Here is a 23,428-nt window from a genome sequence, read left to right as displayed (position 1 = left end):
CCGGCCTCAGGCGCACGCCAGCGGCTTTTTTTTGAACTGAATCATAGACGACCGGTCTACTACAAACAAGGAGAAAACGACCATGACTTTCATCGGTATTCTGACCTGCTCCAACACCTCGCAGGACATTGGCTGCAGCAGTTCGGCATGTTTTCACGCGGCCTACGAAAAAGGCGGCACCTTTGCAGCCTACGGCGACGAAGTGCGCATTGCCGGGGTCATAAACTGTGCCGGCTGTCCCGGCCGGGACGGGCACGACAAGATTCTGCGCCGGGTCAGCGCCCTGACGGCCTCTGGGGTGCAGGCCATTCATTTATCGAGCTGCATGACCAAGTGGTGCCCCTTTGTCGCGAAATACGAGTCCGCCATCAAGGCGGCGCACCCCGAGGTGGCCGTGGTCCGCGGAACTCACGCACCTTTGCCAGAGCGGATTATGGCGCGTCTGGAAACCATGGTACATGACGAACTGACCCGGCCCGGCATGACCGTGCAGCAGATGGGGCAGGCGATTCGGCGTGAGTTGCAGGGCTAAGCCTTCAAACATCAAGGGGGCGCCGTTCCAAGAACAGGCGTCCCCTTGTGTGCGCTATGGTGGAGAGGTGGCTACTGTCTGGCGAGCCAGGCGGTTATCACAGGCAGGGCCGGCTTGCCGTCTGCGGTGGTGACGCCGTTGAGCCAGGCCTTGAGGCGCTCGGGGTGTTGCTTGAGCCAGGCCAGGCCGGCGCCCAGGTGGCTGAGGTCCTTGTTCTCGTGCATGGCGGCCATGATCTGGTTCATCATCTCTATGGGGAAGGTCAAGTTTTTCAAGAAGTTCGTCACATTCGGCCGGGCTTCGGGAAAGCCCTTGCGCACGTTGGTGAACACGGTGGCCATGCCGTCGTTTTCGCCAAAGGTATCGGCCGTGCTGCCGGTCAGGTATTTCATCTCGATGATTTCATTCATGTAATGTGGGGTCCAGCCCAGGAAGACCACCCACTGCTTCTGCTTGACGAAGTCCTGTACCTGCAGGAGCATGCCGGCCTCGCTGGAGGGCACCAGCTCGAATTTGCCCATGCCGAACAGGTTCTGTTTAATCATGTTCAGGATGATTTCGTTGCCGTCGTTGCCTTCCTCAATGCCGTAGATTTTCCAGCCGAGCTTGTCGCCGTATTTGGCCAGGTCGGCAAAGTCCTTGAGCCCTCCGTCCACCACATAGGAAGGCGCGGCCAGGGTGTATTGCGCGCCGGGCATGTTGGCCACCAACTGGAGGACGCTGCCCTTGTCAAAGAGCGGCTGGGCCACGGAGGTCATGGAGGGCATCCAGTTGCCCATGAAGACGTCGGCCTCGTTCATGTCCAGGGCCTTGTAGACCACGGGCAGGGCCAGCATGGTGTTGCTGGCCTTATAGCCAAGGACCTGCAGGATTTTCACGGCCAGTTCGGTTTTCACGGTCACGCCGGTCCAGCTGACGCTGGCAAAGCGTATTTCGGACGTGGCCGCGGCCAGCTGCGCGCCCCCCAGCACTAGCGAGGCGGCAACCACGCACAACAACAGGATCTTACGCATGAAACGCTCCTTGGTTATATGGTCGCGCGCGGCCCCCGGCACGGCAGGGACGGCACGGTATCGGCGGGGAATCAGACGCCGAACCACTGCACCGGGGAGGGGGCGTGATTCTGGTAGATGTGTTTGACTTCGGTGTATTCCTCATAGCCCAGCCGGCCCAGCTCGCGGCCCATGCCGCTTTGCTTGTAGCCGCCCCAGGGCGCCTGGGTGAAATAGACGTTGAAATCGTTGATCCAGACTGTGCCAAACCGCAGGGCCTTGGAAACGCGGTGGATGCGGTCGGGATCGCGAGTCCAGAATCCGGCGGAAAGGCCGTAGATGGTGTCATTGGCCCTGGCCACCACCTCGGCTTCGGTCTCGAAGCGTTCCACGGTGATCACCGGGCCGAAGACCTCCTCCTGCACCACGCGCATGGCCTGCTCGCAGTGGGTGAACAGAGTTGGTTCGTAGAAAAACCCCTGCTGCAGCGAGGGGGCCTCGGGACGCCTGCCGCCCAAGACCAGCCGCGCGCCTTCTTCCCGGGCAATGGCCACGTAGCGTTCCACCTTGTCCCGGTGCGCGGTGGAAATCAGCGGGCCCATCTGGGTGCCGGGCTCCATGCCGCTGCCGAGCCTGATGCGCCGCATGCGCTCGGCCAGGGCCTCCACAAAACGGTCGTGAATGGGGGCCTCCACCATCAGCCGCGCCCCGGCCGAGCAGATCTGCCCGGCATGGAAGAACACGGCGTTCAGGGCGTAATCCAGGGCCACGTCAAAGTTGGCGTCGGCAAAAATGATGTTCGGATTCTTGCCCCCCAGCTCCAGGGCCACCTTCTTGACGTTGTCCGCCGCAGCTCGAAGAATGCTCTTGCCGGTGACGATGCCACCGGTGAAAGAGACGAAATCCACATCCGGACTTTCGGCCATCTCGGCCCCCACCTCCGGCCCCGGCCCGAGGACCAGATTGACCACGCCCTCGGGGAAGCCGGCCTCCAGGGCCAGTTCGGTGATGCGCGTGGTGGTCAGAGGGGTGATTTCACTGGGTTTCATGACGATGGTGCAGCCGGCGGCCAGGGCCGGGGCCATCTTCCAGGATGCCTGCAACAGGGGGTAGTTCCAGGGCGAGATCTGCGCGCAGACGCCGACGGGCTCGCGGACCACCCGGCTTGCGCTGTAGGGCTTGGGCGAGGCGATGATCTCGCCATCTTCGCCAGCAAAGGCCAGACTACCGAAATAGGTGAAGATATCGGCAATGTCGGCCATGTCCCAGCGGCTTTCCTCCAGGGTCTTGCCCGTGTCCAGGGTTTCCAGCAGGGCCAGCTCCTCGGCATGGGTGCGGACCAGACGGGCCAGTTCCAGCACCCTGGCCCCGCGCTCGGGGCCGGGGGTGTGGGGCCAGGGACCATGGTCAAAGGCCTCGCGGGCCGCGGCGATGGCGGCCCTTGTCTCGTCCCGGTCGCTTTCCGCAGCCAGGGCGATGACAGTCTGGTCAAAAGGATTGATGATCTCGCGCACGGCGCCGGATTGGGCTTCCTGCCAGACGCCGTTGATGCAGTTTTTGAGCGTGCGCATGGGTACTCCTCAGGCGGATTCCGCAACGGTGTTGGAGTGGCGATAGTAGGGCGAGGCCGCCGGGGCCAGGGGGGTGTTGCCCAGGATATAATCCGCGGCCTTTTCGGCGAGCATCATCACCGGGGCGTAAATATTGCCGTTGGTGATGGAGGGCATGATGGAGGCATCCACCACCCGCAGACCACTGAGGCCATGCACGCGCAACTGCGCATCGACCACGGCCATGGGATCCGTGCCCATCTTGCAGGTGCAGCTGGGGTGGTAGGCGCTTTCCCCCTCGCGGGCCACGAAGTCGAGGATCTGTTCATCCGTCTCCACCTGCGGGCCGGGAGCCAGCTCCTCGCCGCGGAAGCGGTCAAAGGCCGGCTGGGTCATGATCCGCCGGGTGCAGCGGATGGCGTCCACCCAGTCGCGCCGCTCCTGCTCCGTGGAAAGGTAGTTGAACTGGATGGCCGGATAGGCCAGGGGATCGGCGGACTTGAGCCGCACATGGCCGCGCACGTCGGTATTCATGGGCCCGACATGCACCTGGTAGCCGTGCCCCTGGTTGGCCACGGATCCATCGTACCGGATGGCGATGGGCAGGAAGTGGTACTGCAGGTTGGGGTAGGGGACCTGCTCGTTGCTGCGGATGAAGCCGCCGGCCTCAAAGTGATTGCTCGCCCCCACGCCCTTGCCGCGGAAGAGCCAGTCCAGCCCGATGAGCGGCTGGTTCTGCCACTTGAGGGCCGGAAACAGGCTGACGGGCTCCTTGCACTGGTATTGGACGTACACTTCCAGATGATCCTGCAGATTCTCGCCCACGCCGGGCAGGTCGTGCACCACGCCCAGGCCCAGGGCGCGCAGGTCCTCGGCCCGGCCCACGCCGGAAAGCTGCAGGAGCTGCGGGGAGTTGATGGCCCCGCCGCAGCAGATGATTTCCCTGGCGTATGCGCGCTTGAGGACGGGTGTTTTGGAAAGAGGCCGCCAGACGGCGTATTCCACGCCCACAGCCCGCGTCCCTTCAAACAGAATCCGCGTGGCCTGGGCCCGCAGGGCCACCCGCAGGTTGCGGCGGTTCTTCACCGGATGCACATAGGCCCGGGCCGCATTCCAGCGGCGGCCGCGGTAGGTGGCCCGGTCGAAGCGGCCAAAACCTTCCTGCTGATAGCCGTTGACGTCGTCCGTGAGGGGGTAGCCGGCTTCCTGCACGGCCTTGAAGAAGGCGTCAAAGAGCGGATTGGCGCAGTCCGGGGTGGTTAGGTACAGCGGGCCGGCCGGCCCCTGGTATTCGTCCGCGCCCTTGAGGCGGTATTCGAAGCGCCGAAAGTAGGGCAGGCAGTGGGCGTAATCCCAGGCAGCCAGGCCGGGATCGTTGGCCGCCCATTTTTCATAGTCCATGGCGTTGCCGCGGATGTGGATCATGCCGTTGATGCAGCTGGAACCGCCCAGCACCTTGCCGCGGGGCTGATAAACGCGGCGGTTGTGCATGAACGGCTCAGGCTCGGACTCGTACCACCAGTTGTAAAACCGGCCGGCCAGGGGATAGGTGAGGGCTGCGGGCATGTGGATGCGGAAATCCAGCCGGTAATCCGGGCGGCCGGCTTCCAGCACCAGGACCTTGTGTTCGGGGTTGGCGCTCAGGCGGTTGGCCAGGACACTGCCCGCCGAGCCGCCGCCGACAATGAGGAAATCGTACTGCGTGGGCATGACACCCCTCGTGCGTGGCTTGAATCAATGATTCGTGAATAAGATGCGGCCGGCCCGCCACGGTTGCGGGCGTGGCCGCCGCCGCGGCCGGGGAACCCGGCGCGGCGTATATTGGTCCGACCAAATTGAACGCTAGGCGCGCAACTGCTCGGTGTCGGACGCAAGATCCGCAGCCGGCCTGGCGGCGTGTTCGCGCACACAGCGGGCCAGCAGCAGGTAATGGCGGCTGATGCAGGCCAGGGCCTGCAGGGGCTCGTTGTCCGCAATGGCCCGGGCGGTGTCGCACCAGTTGGCGGCCGTGGGTTCGCGGTACTCGGGAGCCTCGTAAAGCCGGTAGTCGTGGGAGCTGAAGCCGGCCTGCAGGGCGGCCATGATCCATTCGAAAATAGGATTGCGGGCCATGTGCGCCAGCAGCAGGTTCAGCTGACGGTCAATCTCGCCCACGGCATCCAGATCCGGCACGGGCGCGCGCAGCTCCGCAGCCAGCCGCCCGGCCAGGGTCACCAGGGTGTCGCGCTCCTGCGTCGTGGCCCTGGCCAGGGCCAGGGTGGTGATGCTGCGGTCGATGCTTTCGCGGAATTCAATCAGGCAGCTGGGGTCAAACGGGTGCTGCTTGAGGAACAGGGCCAGGGATTCGCTAACCTGGGCCACCTCCACCTGTTTGACGTAGGCCCCGCCCCTGGCGCCCTTGCGAATCTCCAGCAGGCCCTTCTGGGTCAGGGCGCGCAACGCCTCGCGGATGACGCCCCGGCTGGCCTTGAACTGCAGCTGCAACTCCCGCTCGCTGGGCAGGCCCTGGCCGGGCAGAATCCGCCCCTCGATGATGGCGGCTTCAATCTGCAGGGCCACATCCTGGCTGGCCCGGCCAACCTGCACGGGGGTGAAGAGGAGTTCTGTCTGGAAGGGACGCATGGGGAGGGAGCATAATGGTCGGACCATTGCCGGTCAAGCTCTTTTTCTTCCTGCCCCATGCGCAACCTCCTGGTTACCCGATGTGCGAGCAGACGTATTTGATCTCCAGGTATTCATCCATCCCGTATTTGGAGCCCTCCCGTCCGAGACCGGACTGTTTGAAGCCACCAAAGGGGGCCACCTCGTTGGAGACGAGGCCGGTGTTGTGGCCCACGAGGCCGTATTCCAGGGCCTCGGCCACGCGCCAGGCCCGGCGGGCGTTTTCGGTATAGAAGTAGGCCGCCAGCCCGTATTCCGTATCGTTGGCCTGAGCAATGGCTTCGGCCTCGGTCTCAAAGCGGAAGATCGGCGCCAGGGGCCCGAAGGTTTCCTCGCGGGCCACGCGCATCTCCCTGGTGACGCCGGAGAGGATGGTCGGTTCGAAGAATTGGCCGCCCAGGGCGTGCCGTTTGCCGCCAAGCACCACCCTGGCGCCCTTGTCCACGGCGTCCTTGATGTGGGCTTCGACCTTTTCCATGGCCGTGGTGTCGATGAGCGGACCAATGAGCACGCCGGGCTGGGTGCCGGGGCCCACGGGCATGGCGGCCACGGCCTCGGCCAGACGGGTGGCAAAGGCATCGTGAATGCCGGCCTGCACGTACAGCCGGTTGGCGCAGACGCAGGTTTGCCCGGCGTTGCGGTACTTGGAGGCGATGGCGCCGGCCACGGCGTCTTCCAGGTTGGCGTCATCAAACACAATAAAGGGCGCGTTGCCGCCCAGCTCCAGGGAGATCCGCTTTACCGTGGCTGCGCATTGGGCCATGAGGGTCCGGCCCACTTCCGTGGAACCGGTAAAGGAGAGCTTGCGCACCACGGGGCTTGCCGTGAGCGCCTTGCCGATGACCCTGGACGAGCCCGTGACCACCTGCAGCACGCCGGCCGGTACCCCGGCCTGCACGGCCAGTTCGGCCAGGGCCAGGGCGGTGAACGGGGTTTTGGCCGCCGGACGGACGATCATGGCGCAGCCCGCGGCCAGGGCCGGGCCGGCCTTGCGGGTGATCATGGCCGCCGGGAAGTTCCAGGGCGTGATGGCCGCGCACACGCCCACGGGCTGCTTGAGGACCAGCAGCCGCTTGTCTGCCGTGGGCGCGGGGATGATGTCACCGTATACCCGACGGGCTTCCTCGGCGAACCATTTGATGAACGAGGCGGCATAGAGGATCTCGCCCCGCGCCTCAGCCAGGGGCTTGCCCTGCTCGGCGGTGATGATGGCGGCCAGGTCATCGGCATTGGCCACGATGGCGGCGTGCCAGCGTTCCAGCACGGCGGCGCGCTGCGGGGCGGCCAGGGCCGCCCATGGCCGCCAGGCGGCATCGGCGGCGGCAATCACCCCGTACAGCTCCGCCTCTGTGAGCTGCGGCACGCGGCCCACCTGCGCGCCGGTGGCAGGGTTGGTCACGGCCGCAACCTCGCCGCTGGCGGCCGCAACCCATTGGCCATTGACCAGACAGGCTTCCTTGAACAGCTGCGTATTCTTCAACTCCAGCATGGTACATCCTTTTTCCGCAAGGGGTATGGCGGGTGCGCCGGGGCTGCCCTTTCCGCGGGAAGGGCAGCCCCGGCGCGGTGGTTAATCGTAGTATTCCGGCGCCTGTCGGATGGACTTCCAGGCCACGGGATCGTGCCCGGTCATCACGGTCACACCTTTGGCGGCCTGCAGGTGCCGCATGCGGTTCACGCTGCGCACGGTTTCCCCGGCGTTCCACATCAGGCCGGGGAGGATGCCGTTGTCCAGATTGTCCGTGGTGTAACAGGAGTCCGCAGCCAGGAACACCGGGCCGGTGTTCTTGAGATCGACCAGCACGGACTGATGCCCGGGCGTGTGGCCGGGGGTGAAGTGCACGGTGATGGCGCCGTCGCCGTAGAGGTCAAAGCCGTCGTCCTTCCAGCCCTCAAGGATGAGCCAGGGGACGTCTTTGTCAAAATCTTTGCGGATATAGGCGGCTTTCATGTAGGGGTCCGGAACGTAGGCAAAGTGCAGCTCATCGCGCTGGACCACGTATTGGGCATTGGGAAAGTGCCCCACGCAGCCGGCATGGTCCAGGTGCAGATGGGAAAGGATGACGTATTTGATGTCTTCGGGGGCGCAGCCCACCTTGCGAATGGCGTTCACGCACCACTGGTCCTCGGTCATCACCGGGTCATAAGCCGCCAGGATGCCGCCCCAGTGGGCCTGCTTGTCATGGATGGTTTCATAGGCGTTGCCGGTATCGAAAAGAACTTTCCCTTTGGGATGGTCGATGAGCGTAAAGGGCACGGGCACGTCAAAGGCCGCGCCCACCCCCTTGTTGAGGGTGAAGAAATGCTGCTGGCTCTTCAGAATTCCGGCCTCGAACATGTACATTTTCATGATCTTCCTCCGCAGGAGATTGGCGCATGGCCGAACGGTCGAATGGTCGAAGGGTCGAAGGGATGCTCACGACGGCACGTCGGCAGTGCACAGGGCCGGCACTGCGGGGCAGGCTCACAGGGCCTGGCGATAAATGACGGCGGCGTCCTCCTGGGTAAGGGTGCGGGGGTTGTTGGCCAGCAGGCGGGTCACCAGCATTACCGCCGCGGCCAGGGCCGGGACGTGCGCTTCGGTGACGCCGTAGGCGCTCAGGTGTTGGGGCACGTTTAGATCCTCGGCCAGCTCGATGAGGGCGGAGACGGCCCTGGCCGCGGCCTGCCGCAGGCTCAGTCCCTCCACGGGCTGGCCCAGCAGCACGGCCAGTTCGGCAAAGCGCTCGGGATTGCCGATTTGATTGTAGCGCATCACCGGCACCAGCATGATGGTGTTGGCAATGCCGTGCGGGATGTGGAATTCCGCGCCAATGGGATAGGCAAAGGCATGCACGGCCGTGACCCCGGCATTGGCAAAGGCCATGCCGGCCAGCATGGCGCCGCGCAGCATGGCTTCGCGGGCCGGGAGGTTGTCCCCTTTGGCATAGGCGGCCCGGATGTTGCCATGGATAAGCCGGATGGCCTCGCGGGCCAGCATGTCCGTGGTGGGGGTGGCGTTGATGGAAGTGTAGGCCTCCAGGGCGTGGATCAGGGCGTCCATGCCCGTGGCCGCGGTGACCTTGGGCGGCAGGCCGATGGTCAGTTCCGGATCCAGCAACGCCACGCTCGGGAAGAGATATGGGCTGACGATGCCTTTTTTCAGTTTCTCCTGATGATCCGACAGGATGACGATGGGCGTCACCTCACTGCCCGTGCCGGCGGTGGTGGGGATGAGGATGGTTTTCAGGCCCGGCGAGGGGATGAGGTCGATGCCGAAGTAGTTGCCCACGGGCCCGGCGTTGGTGGCCATCACGGCGACGATCTTGGCCATGTCCAGGGACGAACCGCCGCCGATGCCCACGACCACATCGGCCTTGGCCTCGCGCAGGGCGGCCAGGCCGTCCTCGACAATTTCATAGCGTGGATCGGCCTCCACCTTGTCAAAACGGGCCACGGTCAGACCGGCCTTGGCCAGCAGCCCTTCCAGCCGCTCTACCATGCCCGACGCCGCCACGCCCGGGTCCGTTACCACCAGCACAGATGTGCCACCCAGGCGGCGGACCTCCTCGCCCACCCGGCCCAGGGTCCCAACACCCAGCACAACCCGCGGGGTGGTGGCGAAAATCTCCTGACGCATGTTGCATGCCTCCAGGTCAAACGGTGAGAGGAAACAAGCCGGCGGCCTGCAGGCTCCAGCGCCGGAAGCCGCCGTCAGGAGAGAAGAAATCAACTTCCGTGCCAGGAGAGGAAATGGGGCGCAGCTCGAAAAAAGCGTCAAGATCTTCATGTGTTGAAGCAGCAATGCCAACACGGACGCAAGCGGAGGGATGAAGAGGAGCGATGCGCAGCAGCATCAATCCATAGGAGAAAGGCAAAACTGATTAACAGAACAGCACAAATCAGGATGGTTCAATGATGATGCCGTAAGGCATCACCTGATGCCGCAACGCATCAGGTCACTGACAAGCCATAGCGACGGGCCTTGCGGACGATGGTGGACTGGTTCACCCCCAGAGCCCGGGCGGCCTTGCGGGTGGAGCCGTGCTCGGCCAGGGCCTGGCGGATGGCCTCGCGCTCCGCCTGTTCCAGCACCGCCTGCAAGCTGCCGAGGGAGCCGGATACGCCTGCCGGGCCAGCGCCGTCTCCCTGGGGGCCGGCGCCGGAACTGCTGGAGGCCAGGGCCTGGGCCGCGGCCTCCCGGCTGATCACATCGCCCTGGCTGAGGACCACCAGACGTTCCATGGTGTTTTCCAGCTGGCGGACGTTGCCCGGCCAGTCACAGCCGGCCAGGAAATCGCAGGCCTCGGGATCGATCTGCCGGCTGAGGCCGTATTTGCGATTGAACTGGCTGAGAAAGCGGTAAATGAAGTCAAAGACGGCCTCGCGCCGCTCGCGCAGGGGCGGCACCAGCAGGGGCACCACGCTTAAGCGGTAGTACAGGTCGCCGCGGAAGAGCCGCTGGCGCATCATGGCTTCCAGGTCCCGGTTGGTGGCGGCCATGATCCGCACGTCCACGGGCGTGGGCCGGACCTCCCCCAGCCGCAGCACGGCCCGCTCCTGCAGGGCGCGCAGGAGCTTGGCCTGCAGGGGCAGGGGCAGCTCGCCAATCTCATCCAGAAAGAGCGTGCCGTGGTGGGCCAGCTCGAAGACGCCGGGCTTGCCGGCCCGTCGCGCACCGGTGAACGCGCCCTGCACGTAGCCGAACAGCTCGGATTCCAGCAGCGCCTCCGGGATGGCCGCGCAGCTGATCTTGACGAAGGGCTTGTCACTGCGGGCGCTGTGCTCGTGAATCAGGCTGGCCACCACCTCCTTGCCCACGCCGGATTCGCCGAGAATAAGCACGGTGGAATCCACCTGGGCCAGACGCAGGGCCTGCTCATACACATCGCGCATGCGCTTGGAGCGGACCACGATGCGGCCGTCCTGATCGATGCGTTTACGCAAGGAATCCAGTTCCATGCGATAGCGGTCGCGCAGGGCGCTGATCTTTTCCAGCTCCTCCTGCAGGCGCTGCAGCTCGGTGACGTCGCGCACGTTGGTCACCACGCGCCAGAGCGCGCCCTTCTCGTCCAGAATGGGATTGCCGGTCACCACGATGGTTTTGCCGGTTTTGACTTTCTGGATGATGGTTTCGGTGTTGAGGGAATCGAGGACGAGCAGGGTCACGGACTGGTCGTAAAAACCTTCGCGGACCAGATCGCGCATGTTGCGGCCCACGACCTCCGCGGCCCGGATGCCGGTGATACGTTCGTACGCCCGGTTGACCTGCAGGGCGACGCCTTGGCCGTCGGTGATGAAGATGCCGTCAAAGGAGGAATCGATGATGGAACGCAGCTCGCGGGAAAGGTCGCGCAGGCTGCGCAGCTTGCCGAGCACGGCGTGGCGGTCGTTCACATCGCGCAGCCAGAGCATCTGGCAGGCGTCCGCCTGCTGCGGCACGGCCCGGGGCCGCAGGGGATCGGGCACGGGCCAGCGCAGGGCCAGGTAGCGGGAATCATCGCGCACGGCCAGGGCCACGGCGGCGGGGTCCACGGGATCATCCTCCACGCGGAAGCCGGCAGCGGCCAGGGCCTGCCGCAGGGGCACGCCGGGGCGGCCCTCCTCGCCCAGCACCAGCCGGGCGGCGTCGTTCAGCCAGTGCAGCAGCCCGGCGTGGCTGCACAGGAGCAGGGGTTCGGGGAACCGGGTCAGGATGCCGGCCCAGGGGTCGGCGTCGTGCGCGGGATCCGGCGCCGGGCCGGGTCGCAGGCTGGCCGGGTCCACGCAGCCCATGATCCGGTTCAGGCTGTCCACCACGGCCAGAAACCGGTTCTCGTACCAGGCGATTTCGTCCACGGGCGTGTCCGGCTGCACGGCGCAGATGTGCAGATGGGCGTGGCTGGAGACGGGGTCCGAAAGGTTGGCCCCGCCGGCCAGGGCGCGGATGAGGTCATCGCTGGTAAAGATGGTCTCGGGAAAGCCGGATTCGCCCAGCACCTGCGCGCCACCCACGCCGTTCATGCGAAACAGCGCGGCCGCTGCGCGCAGGGTGTCGTCCTGGCGCAGAAAATGCGCGCTTTGCTGCATGATATCGTGGACTTTCATAACCCGCCCTCGCGTGCCGGCATGCGAAAATCCCTTGGCAGATGCAGTATACGTGCGATTTTGCCGGCCGGTCAACAGAAGGGGCCAGCCGCCTTACAGGGCCAGCCCGGCCAGGGTATCCGCGCTCAGGGCCAGCCAGGCCCGGGCCGCGGGGGAGAGGTAGCCGCCGCGCCGCCAGATAAGGGCCAGGTGCCAATCCCCCAGCCCCTCGGCAATGGGAATGCGGCGGATGTCCGCCGTGCGGCGCTGCTCGGCGATGATCCGCGGCAGAAAGGCCACGCCGGTTTTGGCAGCCACCAGTTCAATCAGGAAATCCAGCTGGCTGGTGCGCACGGCCACCTCGGGCGTGAAGCCCTGGCGGTGGCAGGCCTCCAGAATCATCGGATTCAGGGCGAATCCCGGCCCGAAGAGGATGAAGCCGATATCCCGAAATTCCGTCAACCTTGCCGAGGACTTGCGGGCCAGGGGGTGCCCGGCGTGCACCAGGGCGTCGATGGGTTCGCGGCGCACGGCCTGCCAGTCGAATTTTTCCGGAAGCGGCAAGAGAGAGGCCCCAAGCTCCAGCTCGCCGGAGAGCACCAGATCTTCCAGGTGCTTGCTGCCATGCTCCACAAACTGAATGGCCACGCCGGGATAGCGCGCGCGAAACTGGGCAAAGACCGAGGCGAACAGGGTGCTGGTGCCGATGGGCGGCAGGCCCAGGCGCAGCACGCCGCGCCGCAGGCCCTTGAGCTCGTCCAGCTCGGCCACCAGATCGTCACGTTCGGTGAGCATGGCCACGGCCCGGCGAAAGACGATCTCCCCGGCCGCGGTCAGCGTGCAGCGGTGCCCGGTGCGGTCCAGCAGCGGCAGCCCCAGCTCGTCTTCCAGCTGACGCACGGCTTTGCTCACCGTGGGCTGGGTGGCAAAGAGCGTTCTGGCCGCTTTGGAAAAACCGCCCTGGCGCACCACCTCCACAAACGCATGCAAGGTCCGTATTTCCATATGCTATTCCATTGCTGACTGGCTGCCATGCAAATAATTCATTTTGCGCATTGCCTGCCCGGTCTTACTCCCTATGGATGCAATCAGCAAAGGGGAGAATGACCATGCCCTTGCATACCTTTCTGGTGGCCGGCCGGCGTGCGGCGCGGCGCAACGGCCTGACGCAGGTGGGCCTCCTGGCGGCTTTCTGGGCCCTTGGCGGGGAGGTGGCCCGATGGACCGGCCTGCCCATTCCCGGTGGTGTCATCGGCCTGTTCATCGTGCTGGCCCTGTTCGCCAGCCGCCTGCTCAACCCGGTGTACATGCGCCGCGGCGCGGGCTGGCTGTTGGCCGAGATGATGCTCTTCTTCATCCCCGCGGCCCCGGCCATCCTGGAGCACCGGGAGTTCTTCGGCCTGACGGGCCTGAAGATCCTGGCGGCCATCATCGGCGGGACAGCCCTGGTCATGATCGCCACGGCCCTGGCCACGGATCTGGCCTTTCGCTGGTTTGCCTCGCGGGATGCCGGGCGGGATGCCGGGCAGGGAGGACAGGCCTGATGAATATGCTGCATCGTATTGGTTTGGCGGACACAACCCACCTGCTGCCACTGCTGGGCTGGTCGGCCCTGACCATTGGCATCTATTGGATGAGCCGGCAGGTCTATCGCCGCTGGCCGCGCTGGTGGACCTCGCCCGTGCTCACCGCGCAAGGGGCGGTCACGGCCCTGGTCTTTGCAATGCATGTGGAATATAAGGAATTTTATCACAGCACAGGCTGGCTACTGACCTGGCTGGGGCCGGTTACCGTGGCCTTTGCCATTCCCATTTACGAGCGCCGGGCGCTCATCCGCCGCTTCTGGCCCGTGCTGGTGGTGGGGATTCTGGTGGGCAGCGTCACGGCCATGCTCACGGCCTGGGGACTGGCCTCCCTGCTGGGGCTGAGCGACAGCGTGCGCCTGAGCCTGCTGCCGCGCTCCGTGAGCATGCCCTTTGCCCTGGCCGTGTCCGGGGATATTGGCGGGGAGCCGAGCCTGACGGCCATATTCGTCGTCTGTACGGGGCTGCTGGGAGCCACGGTGGGCGAAGGCCTGCTGGTGTTGCTGCCCCTGCGCTCGACCATTGCCCGCGGAGCGCTGTTCGGTATGGGCGCGCACGCCGCGGGGGTGGCCAAGGCCCATCAGATCGGCCAGGAAGAAGCCAGCATCGCCGGGCTGGTGCTGGTGCTGGCCGGGCTGCTGAACGTGCTGAGCGCGCCCCTTGTCGCCTGGCTGCTGGCCTGATCTGGACTGGACTGGCCTGGCCAAATCCTGACCTGGCGCCAGACAGACACGCCGTCCGAACGCCTGTGGCAGACACGCCGTCCGAACGCCTGCGGCAGACGCCCGGACGGCAATGGGCCTTCTCCTGGCTCAGGCGATGATGTAGCCTTGCGCCAGGGTCTTGTATGTTGCCACCTGCGCTTCGGCCCAGGCCGCATCCCGACCCAGGGCCCCGGCCATCAGGCGCGCCACTTCCGGGGCGCATTCCACGCTGGCCCTGGCATCAAGGAGCAAGGCCCGGGTGCGGCGGCTGAGCACATCTTCCAGGGTGCGGGCCATTTCCTTTTGCACGGCCCAGACCACTTCCGCCTTGATGTACGGCAGCGCGGGATGCAGTTTTTCCCCAAGTTCGGGATTGTCTTCCACCAGATGCAGGAGGAAGGGCTGATCGGACCCGTACACGTGCAGGGGCTCCTTGCGGTCCACGTTCCGAAGCCAGCCGTGGATGCGCAGGTTCTTGGTAATGCAGGCCTTTTCCTCCAGCCCGGCGATGAGCGCGGCGTTGTCCACGGTTTCCTGGGCCATTTTGCGGTAGGTGGTCCACTTGCCGCCGGTGATGGTCACCAGACCGGATTCGGACACCACCAGGAAATGGTCCCGGGCAATGGAGGAGGTGCCCTTGCCCCCGCCGGGGTTCACCAGGGGGCGCAGGCCGGCAAAGACGCTTTTGACGTCGGCCCGGGTGGGGGCCTTGGTCATGTGCTGGGCGGCGTGCGTGAGGATGAAGTCCACTTCCTCTTCCAAGGCCGTGGGCTCCAGGGTGGGCTTGTCCACGGGGGTATCCGTGGTGCCCACCACGGCCTTGCCATGCCAGGGCACGGCAAAGAGCACCCGGCCGTCAGCGGTTTGGGGAACCATGATGGCCGTGTCACCAGGGAGGAATTCCTTGTCCAGGATCAGGTGTACGCCCTGGCTGGGGGTGATGATGGACCGGGCTCCGGGGGTGTCCATCTGCAGGATGCTGTCGGTAAAGACGCCGGTGGCGTTGACCACCACCCGGCCGAAGATGCGGTGTTCCGCGCCGGTTTCCTGATCCACGGCCACGACGCCGTTGATCATCTCCCCGGATTTCATCAGCCCGGCGACGCGCATGTAGTTGATGAGCACGCCGCCGTGGTCCGCGGCGGTCTGGGCCAGGTTCACGGCCAGGCGGGAGTCGTCAAACTGGCCGTCGTGATAGACCACACCGCCCTTGAGGGCGTCGGCCTTCAGGGTGGGGATGCGCTTGAGGGTTTCTTCCTTGGACACCCAGCGCGAGGGCCCCAGGCCCAGCTTGCCGGCCAGCATGTCGTACACCCGCATGCCCACGCCGTAGAAGGGACCGTCCCACCAGTCGTAATTTGGCACCAGGAAGGCCTGGTTGCTTACCAGATGCGGGGCGTTCTGCAGCAGCAGGCCGCGTTCGTGCAGGGCCTCCAGCACCAGGGAGATGTTGCCCTGCTTCAGATACCGCACGCCGCCGTGCACCAGCTTGGTGCTGCGGCTGGAGGTGCCTTTGGCAAAGTCGTCCTGCTCCAGAAGCAGGGTGGAATAGCCGCGGGAGGCGGCGTCCACGGCCACGCCCAGGCCCGTGGCCCCGCCGCCGATGATGATGATATCCCAATAGCCCAGCTCGCGTTCCAGTTTGCGAAGCATGTCGTCTCTGAACATGAAAATCCCTCGTGAGTATGACGAAACAACACCCCGGACGCCCTCTGCGGGCCAGCCCTGCGGGCGTTCGCGGCAAAGACGGTAACAGGGTGAATAACCGGTGTATTACTCCAGCCAGTTGAGCGTTTTGTCCACGGCCTTGGCCCACTGGGCGTAGCCGCGTTGCCGGGTCTGGGTATCCATGGTGGGGAGCCAGGTCTTGTCCTCGGCCCAGTTGGCCTTGAGTTCCTCCAGGGTGCTCCAGTAGCCCACGGCCAGCCCGGCGGCATAGGCCGCGCCAAGGCAGGTGGTCTCGGCCACCTGCGGGCGGATGACCGGCACGCCAAGCACGTCGGCCTGGAACTGCATGAGCAGGTCGTTGGCCACCATGCCGCCATCCACCTTGAGTTCCTTCAGATCCACGCCGGAATCCTTGTTCATGGCCTCGACGATGTCCTTGGTCTGATAGGCATTCGCCTCCAGCACGGCGCGGGCGATGTGGCGCTTGTCCGCATAGCGGGTCAGCCCGCAGATGACGCCCCGGGCGTCCGGCCGCCAGTAGGGCGCAAAGAGCCCCTGAAAGGCCGGCACAATGTACACGCCGCCGTTGTCTTCCACCTGGGCGGCCAGGGTCTCCACCTCTGCGGCGTGGCTGATGAGTCCCAGATTGTCCCGAATCCACTGCACCAGCGCCCCGGCAATGGCGATGGAGCCTTCCAGGCAATACACGGGCTTGTGGCCGCGGACCTGATAGGCCAGGGTGGTGACCAGTCCATGAGTGGAGGTGACGGGCGTCTCCCCGGTGTTCAGCAGCAGGAAGCAGCCGGTGCCATAAGTGTTTTTGGCCTCGCCCACGTTGAAGCAGGCCTGCCCCACCAGGGCGGATTGCTGATCGCCCACGGCGCCGCACACGGGCACGCGCGCCTTGAGGGGACCGCGTTCGTCGGTGGGGCCCCAGGAGGCGGAATCGCTGGAAGGCACGATGCGCGGCAGGCCCTGGCGCGGGATGCCCAGCTCCCGCAGGATGTCTTCCTCCCACTCCAGGGTGTGGATATTCATGAGCATGGTGCGGCTGGCGTTGGTCACGTCCGTCACGTGCGCACCGCCCTGCGGGCCGCCGGTAAGCCACCAGATGATCCAGCTTTCCATGGTGCCGATGAGGGCCTGCCCCTTTTCCACGGCCTGGCGCGCGCCCTCCACATTGTCCAGCACCCACTTGATCTTGGGCCCGCTGAAATAGGTGGCGATGGGCAGGCCGGTGATGGCCCGGAAGCGGTCCTGCCCGCTTACCTGCAGAAGATCCTTGCAGATTTCGTGCGAGCGGGTGCACTGCCAGACGATGGCGTTATACAGCGGCGCCCCGGTGCGCTTGTTCCACACCACCAGGGTTTCCCGCTGGTTGGTGATGCCGATGGCTGCCAGATCATCGCCCTTGAGCCCGCCCTTGGCCAGGGCCCCGGCGATGACTTCCTGGGTGTTGGTCCAGATTTCCATGGGATCATGCTCCACCCAGCCCGGATGCGGAAAGAACTGGGCGTGTTCTTTCTGATCCATGGAGACGATGTTGCCCTGGGCATCGAAGACGATGAAGCGGCTGCTCGTCGTGCCCTGATCCACTGCGCCGATATATTTACTCATCATACCCTCCACTTATGCCGTGAAGATGTCATCTGTGTTGTGATGGGATGGCGTCTGGGCGATGCCTGGGCCGTGATGCGCGGGCCTGCCCAGCCCCTGGAGCGTCTCGGGCTCGTCTAGCCCCAGCGCCGCGCCCAGCAGTTCCGGATACAACACCGCGGGCGGGGCCTTGTCCAGCGGAGAGTCCTGCGCGGGCGAGTCGGCCAGTTCCTCCCTGCAGCCGTCGAACTGCAACTGACAATACGTGCAGGCCGTGCACAGCACCTCTGCCCCGGCCGAGCGGGCGTCCTGCTGTTTTTTGCGGGTCAGGCGCAGGGCCATGGCCGTGTTGCGGCCATGCAGGGGGTTGCCGCAACAGTCCAGCCGCGTGGCCCAGGGCACAGCGACAGCGCCGGTGGCCTCCACCAGCCGCTCGAACACCGTGGGCTGCAAGGGGTTATCGAACCGGGTCACATTGCCGGGCCGCAGGGCGTGGCAGCCATACTGCGCGGCCACCCGCAGGCCCCGCAGCGGATGGCGCACGGCGGAGGCGATGGTCTTGGCACCCACGTCCTGATCCAGCACCGTGAGCAGATGCCGGGGGGCGGCCTGCTCCAGATCCGGCGGCAGGGCCAGCCCTTCGGCCGTCAGCAGGGTCTGCACGCGGCGGCGCAGGTCGTCCACGCGCTGCAGCCAGTAGACGGCATGACGCAGGTTGCCAAAGCAGCACTTGCAGGGCGTCAGGATGGTTGCGCCCGCGGCATGGGCCAGGGCCAGATTGCGGGCCGCGGAGAGCACGGAGGCCTCCACGCTCAGATGCCGGGCCGGATAGCCGCAGCAGCCGAATTCCAGCTCCAGAAGCTCCACGCCCAAGGCCCGGAACACGGCCAGCGAGGCCCGCCCGTACCGCGGCAGATGGTATGGAATCTTGCAACCGGGAAACCAGACGTAGGTCATGGAGGTCATGGACGTTCCCCCATGGCCCGCCCTTCCATCTGGCCGTCCGCCTGGCCGCCAAACTGGCCGCCGAGGGCTTCCGCGCGGATGCGGGCCGCGGCCATGTTGCGCAGTTCGTACAGCACATCGGCCACGCGCACCCCCTGCGGGCAATGTTCCTGGCATTTGTAGCAGGTGACGCAGCTCCAGACCATGCGCGCGCCCAGGGTATGATCGATCAGGCCCATGCGCACCAGATTCATGATCTGCTGGGGCATCAGGTCCAGTTCGGCCACGGGATCCGTCGCCGCGGCCACCACGGTGCAGACGTTGGTGCAGGTGGTGCACTGCACGCAGCCCCAGAAGGTTTCCGCCCGGGCGGTCAGGCCCAGGGGCTGCCGCGGGGGGGCCGGATGCTGGCGCAGGGGAGGGTAAATGGCGTCGCTGGCCGCGGGCGCAAAGGCCGCCGCCCAGGCCCCGGCCGTGCGGCTGGCCATGAGTGCGGCCATGTGCTCCTGCGGGGAATGGGCCGCGGGCTCGGCAAGGGGCTGGCTCTGGCTGCGCTTGGCGGCAATCCAGAGGGATTGCAGGTCGATGCGGGCGGGGCAGACGTCGGTGCAACGGTGGCATTCGGTACACAGGCCATTGCCCTCGGCCAGGCGGAACATTTCCGGCCCTGTATGCGGATCGGCGATGCCCCCATGGCGGACGCGGCGCAGCAGGGCCAGCTTTTCCGAAGGCAGCACCGCCAGATTGCCCAGCACCGCATAGGACGCATGGACACTGCAATGCACGCTGCAGGCCCCGCAATGGGTGCAGGCGTCCAGAGCAAGATTGTGAGGAACCGACGTGGGTTGTGCAGGTGTTGTCCTCTGAGACTCCGCCGCATGGGGCTGCGGCACGGCCACCAGCTGCAGGGGCGTGAAGACCGCATGGGCCATCTTGCCCCAGGGCAGATAGAGCAGCCCCGCAAAGCAGCACAGCACATGCACATGCCACAGGAACGCCACCGCGCCCGCGGCGTCCAGTCGGGCGGCCACGGGAGCCAGGGCCAGGGCCAGGGAATGCGAGACAAAGGCCGTGGCCGTGGGAGCGTGGCATGAGGCGCAGACCAGTTCGTCCAGCTCCTTGCCCAGGCTGTACAATTCCGCAGCGCTCTGCCCTTCGGGCGACACCACGGGCCGGGCAAAGACGACACCGTATTCCCGGGCCCAGACCAGCTGCAGCCCGGCCAGCTCGGCAGGGTCATCCGTATTGGCGTAGTCCTCCACCATGCGGGCGTAAACGCGTTCGGAAGTGATTTTGCAGGCTTCCAGGACAAAACCTGTCAGGGCGATGGCCGCCAGCAGGGCCAGGGCGAACCAGTCGTCCCGGTGGGTGACCGTTTTGAGCCGGGTGTTCCGGAGCCGTCGCCAGCCGGCCAGGGCCAGACCCAGCAGCAGCAAGAGGCCCAGGGCGTTGCGCAGCCATTGGTACGGGTTCAGGGTGGATTCATAGCCCGGCAGCAGCCGCACGCTGATGAGGCCATCCATGGCGTGGAACAGCAGAAGCCCCATGAATCCAATGAAGATGCACAGATGCAAGCCCCAGCCCAGCGGGTTTTTGCGGGCCAGATGCAGCTGCAGCAGGGCATCGCAGACCAGGGCCTTGAGCTGCGGCAGCGGCCGGAACGCGGGAAGGCGGCCTCCCCGCCAGTGCCGCACGCGCAGGCCAAAGCCGACGAGGCAGGCGGCCAGGGAAAGCCACAATCCGACAGTGAAGAAGACGCTGCTCGTTTCCACAGCTAGTCCTCGCTTCTGGGCCGTCTGGCCTGGCCTGGCTCATGGGCCTGATGCCCCCGCACCAGGGCGCAGACCTCCCGCACCGCGGCATGGGCCGTGGCAATGGCCAGCCCCGCGCCGCTGTGTTCCCGCATCCAGTCCTGATGGGCCAGGATGGCGCCCGCGGCAAAGAGATTCGGCAAAAAGGCCTCTCCGGCTTCGCCCAGGGGGCGCATGCAGGCGTCCACCTCCAGGCCGGCCCGGTTCACGGGGTGGCCGCGGGGGTCGAAAAAGTCCTCACGGTGCCACCCCTCCCGGCTGGCAGGCTGCCGCACCGGCAGGTGAAACAGGGGCTCCCGCACGCGGTGACGGTCGGCCATCAGCCCCCGGCCAAAGAACCGCCCCCCGGCCAGAATGGCCGTCCTGGCTAGGATCACGAGTTCCGCCGCAGGCGCGGGCGCTTCCTGCGCTTCCCCGGGCTCCTTCCCCGGCTCCTCCCCGGCGCCGACAAGCTGCAGTCGCAACGCGCCGTCAGGCTCGCGGTCCCAGCCGATGACCCGTTTTTGCGGAAACATCATCGCTCCACGGGCCGGCAGCTGCGTTTCAAAGGCCGCCCGCAGCCGGCCGCCGGGCACGGATGGCGGCAGGGTGGGGATTTCGAACACCGGCACGCCCAAGGCCGCCTCCAGCCCTTGCAGCACATGCCGCTGACCGTGGCGCACAGGTCCGCCAGGCCAGTCATGACCCTCCCTCTGGCCACCTGCCGACGCCGCAGGAGGGGGCGGGGTGTACAGACCCAGCACGGCGGGAAAGCCCACGGCCGCGGCATCGCCCACATGAGGGCGGACCGCCATGGCGAGCTGCTGCACCACAGCGTCGTCTTCCAGCGCCCAGGCCAGATGTTCCGGATACAACTCGCCACTGCGGCCGGGGAAGGGCAGGGTCACGCTGCGCAGGGCGGTCCAGGCGGCGCTGCCGGACCGGGGACTGTGCTGCATGGCCAGCACCTGCGCCCCGCTCATGCCTTTGAGTCCTTGAAAATCCACCAGCAGACAGGGCGCGTTTTCCGCCAGGGCCGCGGCTCCGGGCTGCATGGATCGGGGCAGGCGGTAGCTGTGTTTCCGGGCGCCCATGGCCGTGAGCACGGCGGTATTGTTGCGGGCATGCCCCACATACGGCAGGCCGGCCTGATCAAGAAAGGTGATGAACTCCTCGAGACTGTCCCTGATGGCCGTCTCGTTCAGGCGGGTATAGGGGTGCTGTGGTTCTTCGCGACGCAGTTGCTCCAGGGCCGCCCATGGGTCGGTGACGCCCTGTTCCTCTGCGCCGGCAAGGGGCCGCGCGCCCAGGAGATCCAACAGCCCTGTGGTGAAATCCACGCCACCCAGCCCCCCGGCCTGGGCCACGCGCAGGCCGCGATTGACGGCAAACACCGTGGCGGCCATGCCTGCCATGCCGGCACCGATGACCATGACATCACAATCATAGCGCGGAATGTTTCGCATGGAGCGGGGCATGGTTCACGGCTCCTGTTGCCGGGTGGGGGGTGGCTGCAGTTCCAGCAGGCCGCAGAGCATGGCTTCCTGCAGTTCGGCCTGTTGCAGGCTGCGGCCCCACAGCACCGGCATTTTGCCCCGCCAGCGGCGGGCCACGAAGGCCCGCAAGGCCTCGCAGCCGGCATCTTCCTCAAACACGCCGGCATCATACAGATGCGCCGTGATGCGCGGGCCGCAGAAGGCGCCCTGGCAGGGGCCCTTGCCGGCCCGGCTGCGGGTGTTGATGGCCTGCAGAAGCGGGCCGGCGGCGGGATCGAACTCTTGCAGCAGGTTGTTGATCACCCTGGCCGAGACCATCTCGCATTCGCAAAGCACCACATTGCCGGCGGTTTCCGCGCGGTCCACCCAGGTGTTTTGCACAAAGGCGCGCGCAGCCAGGGTCGGTTCGGTCCAGCGGCCGGCCTGGCTGCTGGGCAGGGGCTCGGTGCGGGTGCGGCAGGCTGCCTGCACGCCCAGTTTTTCGCAGGCCAGATCCACGGCTTTTTCCGCCATCAACCGAAAGGTGGTCAGCTTGCCGCCGGTGATGGAAATGCAGTTGGGCACGCCGCCGCGGGCATGGTCCACCAGGGTGAAGCCCCGGCTCACGGCGCGGTCCGAGCCGGCCTGTCCGCCCTGCTTGGCCTGTCCGGCCTGTCCGGCCTGTCCGAGCTGACCGGCACTGTCCGCGTGGTCCATGGACCCGACCAGGGGACGCACGCCGGCGTAGGCCCGGATATAGCGCGAGGATTCCAGGGCCGGAATCATGGCCCGGGCATCGTCCAGCATGCGGTCCACCTCGGCCACGGTGGGGCGGCAGCAATCCGGATGTTCGATGCGTACGGACGTGGTTCCCAGGATGGACACCGAGCCGCCAGGCACCAGGATGTCTGCATCCGCCGCGGGCCGCAGCCGGTTGATGACCCGGTGGGCCAGACGATGCTGGGTGATGATGAGCGTGCCCTGCGAAAACAGCACCGGGATGGCCAGCCCGGCCATGGCGGCCACCAGCCCGGCCCAGGCGCCAGAGGCGTTGATGACCAGTTCCGGTTCGCAGCAATAAGCCTGGCCGGTGTGGTCATGGACAAAATGCGCGCGGGCGATGCGCCTGTCCGGGTGATTGCCCGTCAGCTCAAGGCGTTCCAGGCGCAATCCCCGGCGCAGCCGGGCGCCCAGGGCGCAGGCGTGATGGGCCATGTCCAGGCAGAGCATGAAGGGGTCGATGGAGCCGTCCTCCACTTCATAGGCGGCGATGACGTCCCCGGCCAGACAGGGTTCCATCTCCCGGGCCTGACGGGGCGCAACCGGCACGGCGGGCAGGCCCGAGCGGGCGCACAGGGCGGGGAAGGCCTCGATATAGGCCTCGTCATCCCCGGCCACAGCCACGAACAGGCCCGACGTGTCTTCGATGCAGTGCGGGGCCAGACGCTTGAGCAGGCGCCCTTCCTCCAGGCATTCCCGCGCGGCGTGGGGGTCGGAGCCCACATAGCGGCCGCCACTGTGCAACAGGCCGTGGTTGCCGCCGGAGGCCCCGGCTGCCAGGTCGCGTTTTTCCACCAGCAGGGCCGGCACGCCCCGCAGGGCCAGATCCCGCAACACGCCCAGGCCGGTCACCCCGCCGCCGATCACCAGCACGGGCACGCTGCCAAGGGAGACAGGGCGGCTCATGCGGGGCACTCCGCACCACGGACTGTTGCAAAACGAACATCACGCTTTCGAGCAGGCATCGTTCACCTCGCGCTTGCGCTGGCAACGACTGGCATTTGTGACAAAATGGTGGTAAAAATTTCAACGAACGCTATCATGGACCGCGTTTCTCGTCATTTATTTTTTCACTTCAGAAAAAAATGATGGGAACTGTTTTCGATT

The 23,428-nt window shown here is 66.0% G+C and carries 19 protein-coding genes; 3 read left to right on the top strand and 16 right to left on the bottom strand.

Features of this window, described 5'->3' with window-relative positions:
• Positions 1-82: 82 nt before the first annotated feature.
• The gene (locus tag ACYQ00_RS02605; protein ID WP_460030657.1) at positions 83-532 is read left to right on the top strand and encodes a CGGC domain-containing protein; all 450 of its coding nucleotides are present in this window, start codon (positions 83-85) and stop codon (positions 530-532) included.
• A gap of 71 nt (positions 533-603) precedes the next feature.
• Here ACYQ00_RS02605 and ACYQ00_RS02600 read toward each other — a convergent pair whose 3' ends face one another.
• From ACYQ00_RS02600 to ACYQ00_RS02555, 10 genes are all read right to left on the bottom strand, one after another.
• The gene (locus ACYQ00_RS02600; protein WP_460030656.1) at positions 604-1,545 is read right to left on the bottom strand and encodes an ABC transporter substrate-binding protein; all 942 of its coding nucleotides are present in this window, start codon (positions 1,543-1,545) and stop codon (positions 604-606) included.
• 71 nt (positions 1,546-1,616) lie between these two features.
• Positions 1,617-3,095, bottom strand: coding sequence for an aldehyde dehydrogenase family protein (locus ACYQ00_RS02595; protein ID WP_460030655.1), 1,479 nt, complete (start codon positions 3,093-3,095; stop codon positions 1,617-1,619).
• Between the two features lie 9 nt (positions 3,096-3,104).
• Positions 3,105-4,784, bottom strand: a complete 1,680-nt coding sequence (gene betA, locus ACYQ00_RS02590; RefSeq protein ID WP_460030654.1) for a choline dehydrogenase — start codon at positions 4,782-4,784, stop codon at positions 3,105-3,107.
• A gap of 132 nt (positions 4,785-4,916) precedes the next feature.
• Positions 4,917-5,696, bottom strand: coding sequence for a FadR/GntR family transcriptional regulator (locus ACYQ00_RS02585; RefSeq protein ID WP_460030653.1), 780 nt, complete (start codon positions 5,694-5,696; stop codon positions 4,917-4,919).
• A 73-nt stretch (positions 5,697-5,769) separates the two neighbouring features.
• On the bottom strand, positions 5,770-7,224 hold the full coding sequence (locus ACYQ00_RS02580; RefSeq protein ID WP_460030652.1) for an NAD-dependent succinate-semialdehyde dehydrogenase: 1,455 nt from the start codon (positions 7,222-7,224) through the stop codon (positions 5,770-5,772).
• An 81-nt stretch (positions 7,225-7,305) separates the two neighbouring features.
• Positions 7,306-8,085: an N-acyl homoserine lactonase family protein gene (locus tag ACYQ00_RS02575; protein WP_460030651.1), complete on the bottom strand. Its 780-nt coding sequence runs from the start codon at positions 8,083-8,085 to the stop codon at positions 7,306-7,308.
• A gap of 114 nt (positions 8,086-8,199) precedes the next feature.
• Positions 8,200-9,354 carry an iron-containing alcohol dehydrogenase gene (locus tag ACYQ00_RS02570; protein WP_460030650.1) on the bottom strand — a complete coding sequence of 385 codons (1,155 nt, stop codon included), beginning with the start codon at positions 9,352-9,354 and terminating at the stop codon, positions 8,200-8,202.
• A 16-nt stretch (positions 9,355-9,370) separates the two neighbouring features.
• Complete coding sequence (locus ACYQ00_RS02565; protein ID WP_460030649.1) at positions 9,371-9,571, bottom strand: hypothetical protein; 201 nt, start codon at positions 9,569-9,571, stop codon at positions 9,371-9,373.
• Between the two features lie 97 nt (positions 9,572-9,668).
• A complete protein-coding gene (locus ACYQ00_RS02560) occupies positions 9,669-11,801 on the bottom strand; it encodes a sigma 54-interacting transcriptional regulator (protein WP_460030648.1) in 2,133 nt (710 codons plus the stop codon).
• A gap of 93 nt (positions 11,802-11,894) precedes the next feature.
• Entirely contained in the window at positions 11,895-12,785 is an 891-nt protein-coding gene (locus ACYQ00_RS02555) for a LysR family transcriptional regulator (RefSeq protein WP_460030647.1), read from the bottom strand.
• A 104-nt stretch (positions 12,786-12,889) separates the two neighbouring features.
• Between ACYQ00_RS02555 and ACYQ00_RS02550 the strand changes: the two genes are divergently transcribed.
• A complete protein-coding gene (locus tag ACYQ00_RS02550; protein WP_460030646.1) occupies positions 12,890-13,324 on the top strand; it encodes a CidA/LrgA family protein in 435 nt (144 codons plus the stop codon).
• Positions 13,324-14,046 carry an LrgB family protein gene (locus ACYQ00_RS02545; RefSeq protein ID WP_460030645.1) on the top strand — a complete coding sequence of 241 codons (723 nt, stop codon included), beginning with the start codon at positions 13,324-13,326 and terminating at the stop codon, positions 14,044-14,046. The genes ACYQ00_RS02550 and ACYQ00_RS02545 overlap by 1 nt, the downstream gene beginning before the upstream one ends.
• 129 nt (positions 14,047-14,175) lie before the next feature.
• Here ACYQ00_RS02545 and ACYQ00_RS02540 read toward each other — a convergent pair whose 3' ends face one another.
• The 6 genes from ACYQ00_RS02540 to ACYQ00_RS02515 all read right to left on the bottom strand — a co-directional run bounded on the left by ACYQ00_RS02540 (position 14,176) and on the right by ACYQ00_RS02515 (position 23,227).
• On the bottom strand, positions 14,176-15,735 hold the full coding sequence (locus tag ACYQ00_RS02540) for a glycerol-3-phosphate dehydrogenase/oxidase (protein ID WP_460030644.1): 1,560 nt from the start codon (positions 15,733-15,735) through the stop codon (positions 14,176-14,178).
• A 105-nt stretch (positions 15,736-15,840) separates the two neighbouring features.
• Positions 15,841-17,352 carry a glycerol kinase GlpK gene (glpK, locus tag ACYQ00_RS02535; RefSeq protein WP_460030664.1) on the bottom strand — a complete coding sequence of 504 codons (1,512 nt, stop codon included), beginning with the start codon at positions 17,350-17,352 and terminating at the stop codon, positions 15,841-15,843.
• A 12-nt stretch (positions 17,353-17,364) separates the two neighbouring features.
• Positions 17,365-18,297: a CoB--CoM heterodisulfide reductase iron-sulfur subunit B family protein gene (locus tag ACYQ00_RS02530; protein ID WP_460030643.1), complete on the bottom strand. Its 933-nt coding sequence runs from the start codon at positions 18,295-18,297 to the stop codon at positions 17,365-17,367.
• Positions 18,294-20,048, bottom strand: coding sequence for a 4Fe-4S dicluster domain-containing protein (locus ACYQ00_RS02525; protein ID WP_460030642.1), 1,755 nt, complete (start codon positions 20,046-20,048; stop codon positions 18,294-18,296). The genes ACYQ00_RS02530 and ACYQ00_RS02525 overlap by 4 nt, the downstream gene beginning before the upstream one ends.
• 2 nt (positions 20,049-20,050) lie before the next feature.
• Positions 20,051-21,544: an anaerobic glycerol-3-phosphate dehydrogenase subunit B gene (locus ACYQ00_RS02520; RefSeq protein WP_460030641.1), complete on the bottom strand. Its 1,494-nt coding sequence runs from the start codon at positions 21,542-21,544 to the stop codon at positions 20,051-20,053.
• A gap of 3 nt (positions 21,545-21,547) precedes the next feature.
• Complete coding sequence (locus ACYQ00_RS02515) at positions 21,548-23,227, bottom strand: FAD-dependent oxidoreductase (RefSeq protein ID WP_460030640.1); 1,680 nt, start codon at positions 23,225-23,227, stop codon at positions 21,548-21,550.
• Between the last annotated feature and the right edge of the window lie 201 nt (positions 23,228-23,428).

It is taken from the genome of Megalodesulfovibrio paquesii, assembly GCF_054653055.1.
This window is presented reverse-complemented; position numbering and strand designations above follow the sequence as displayed.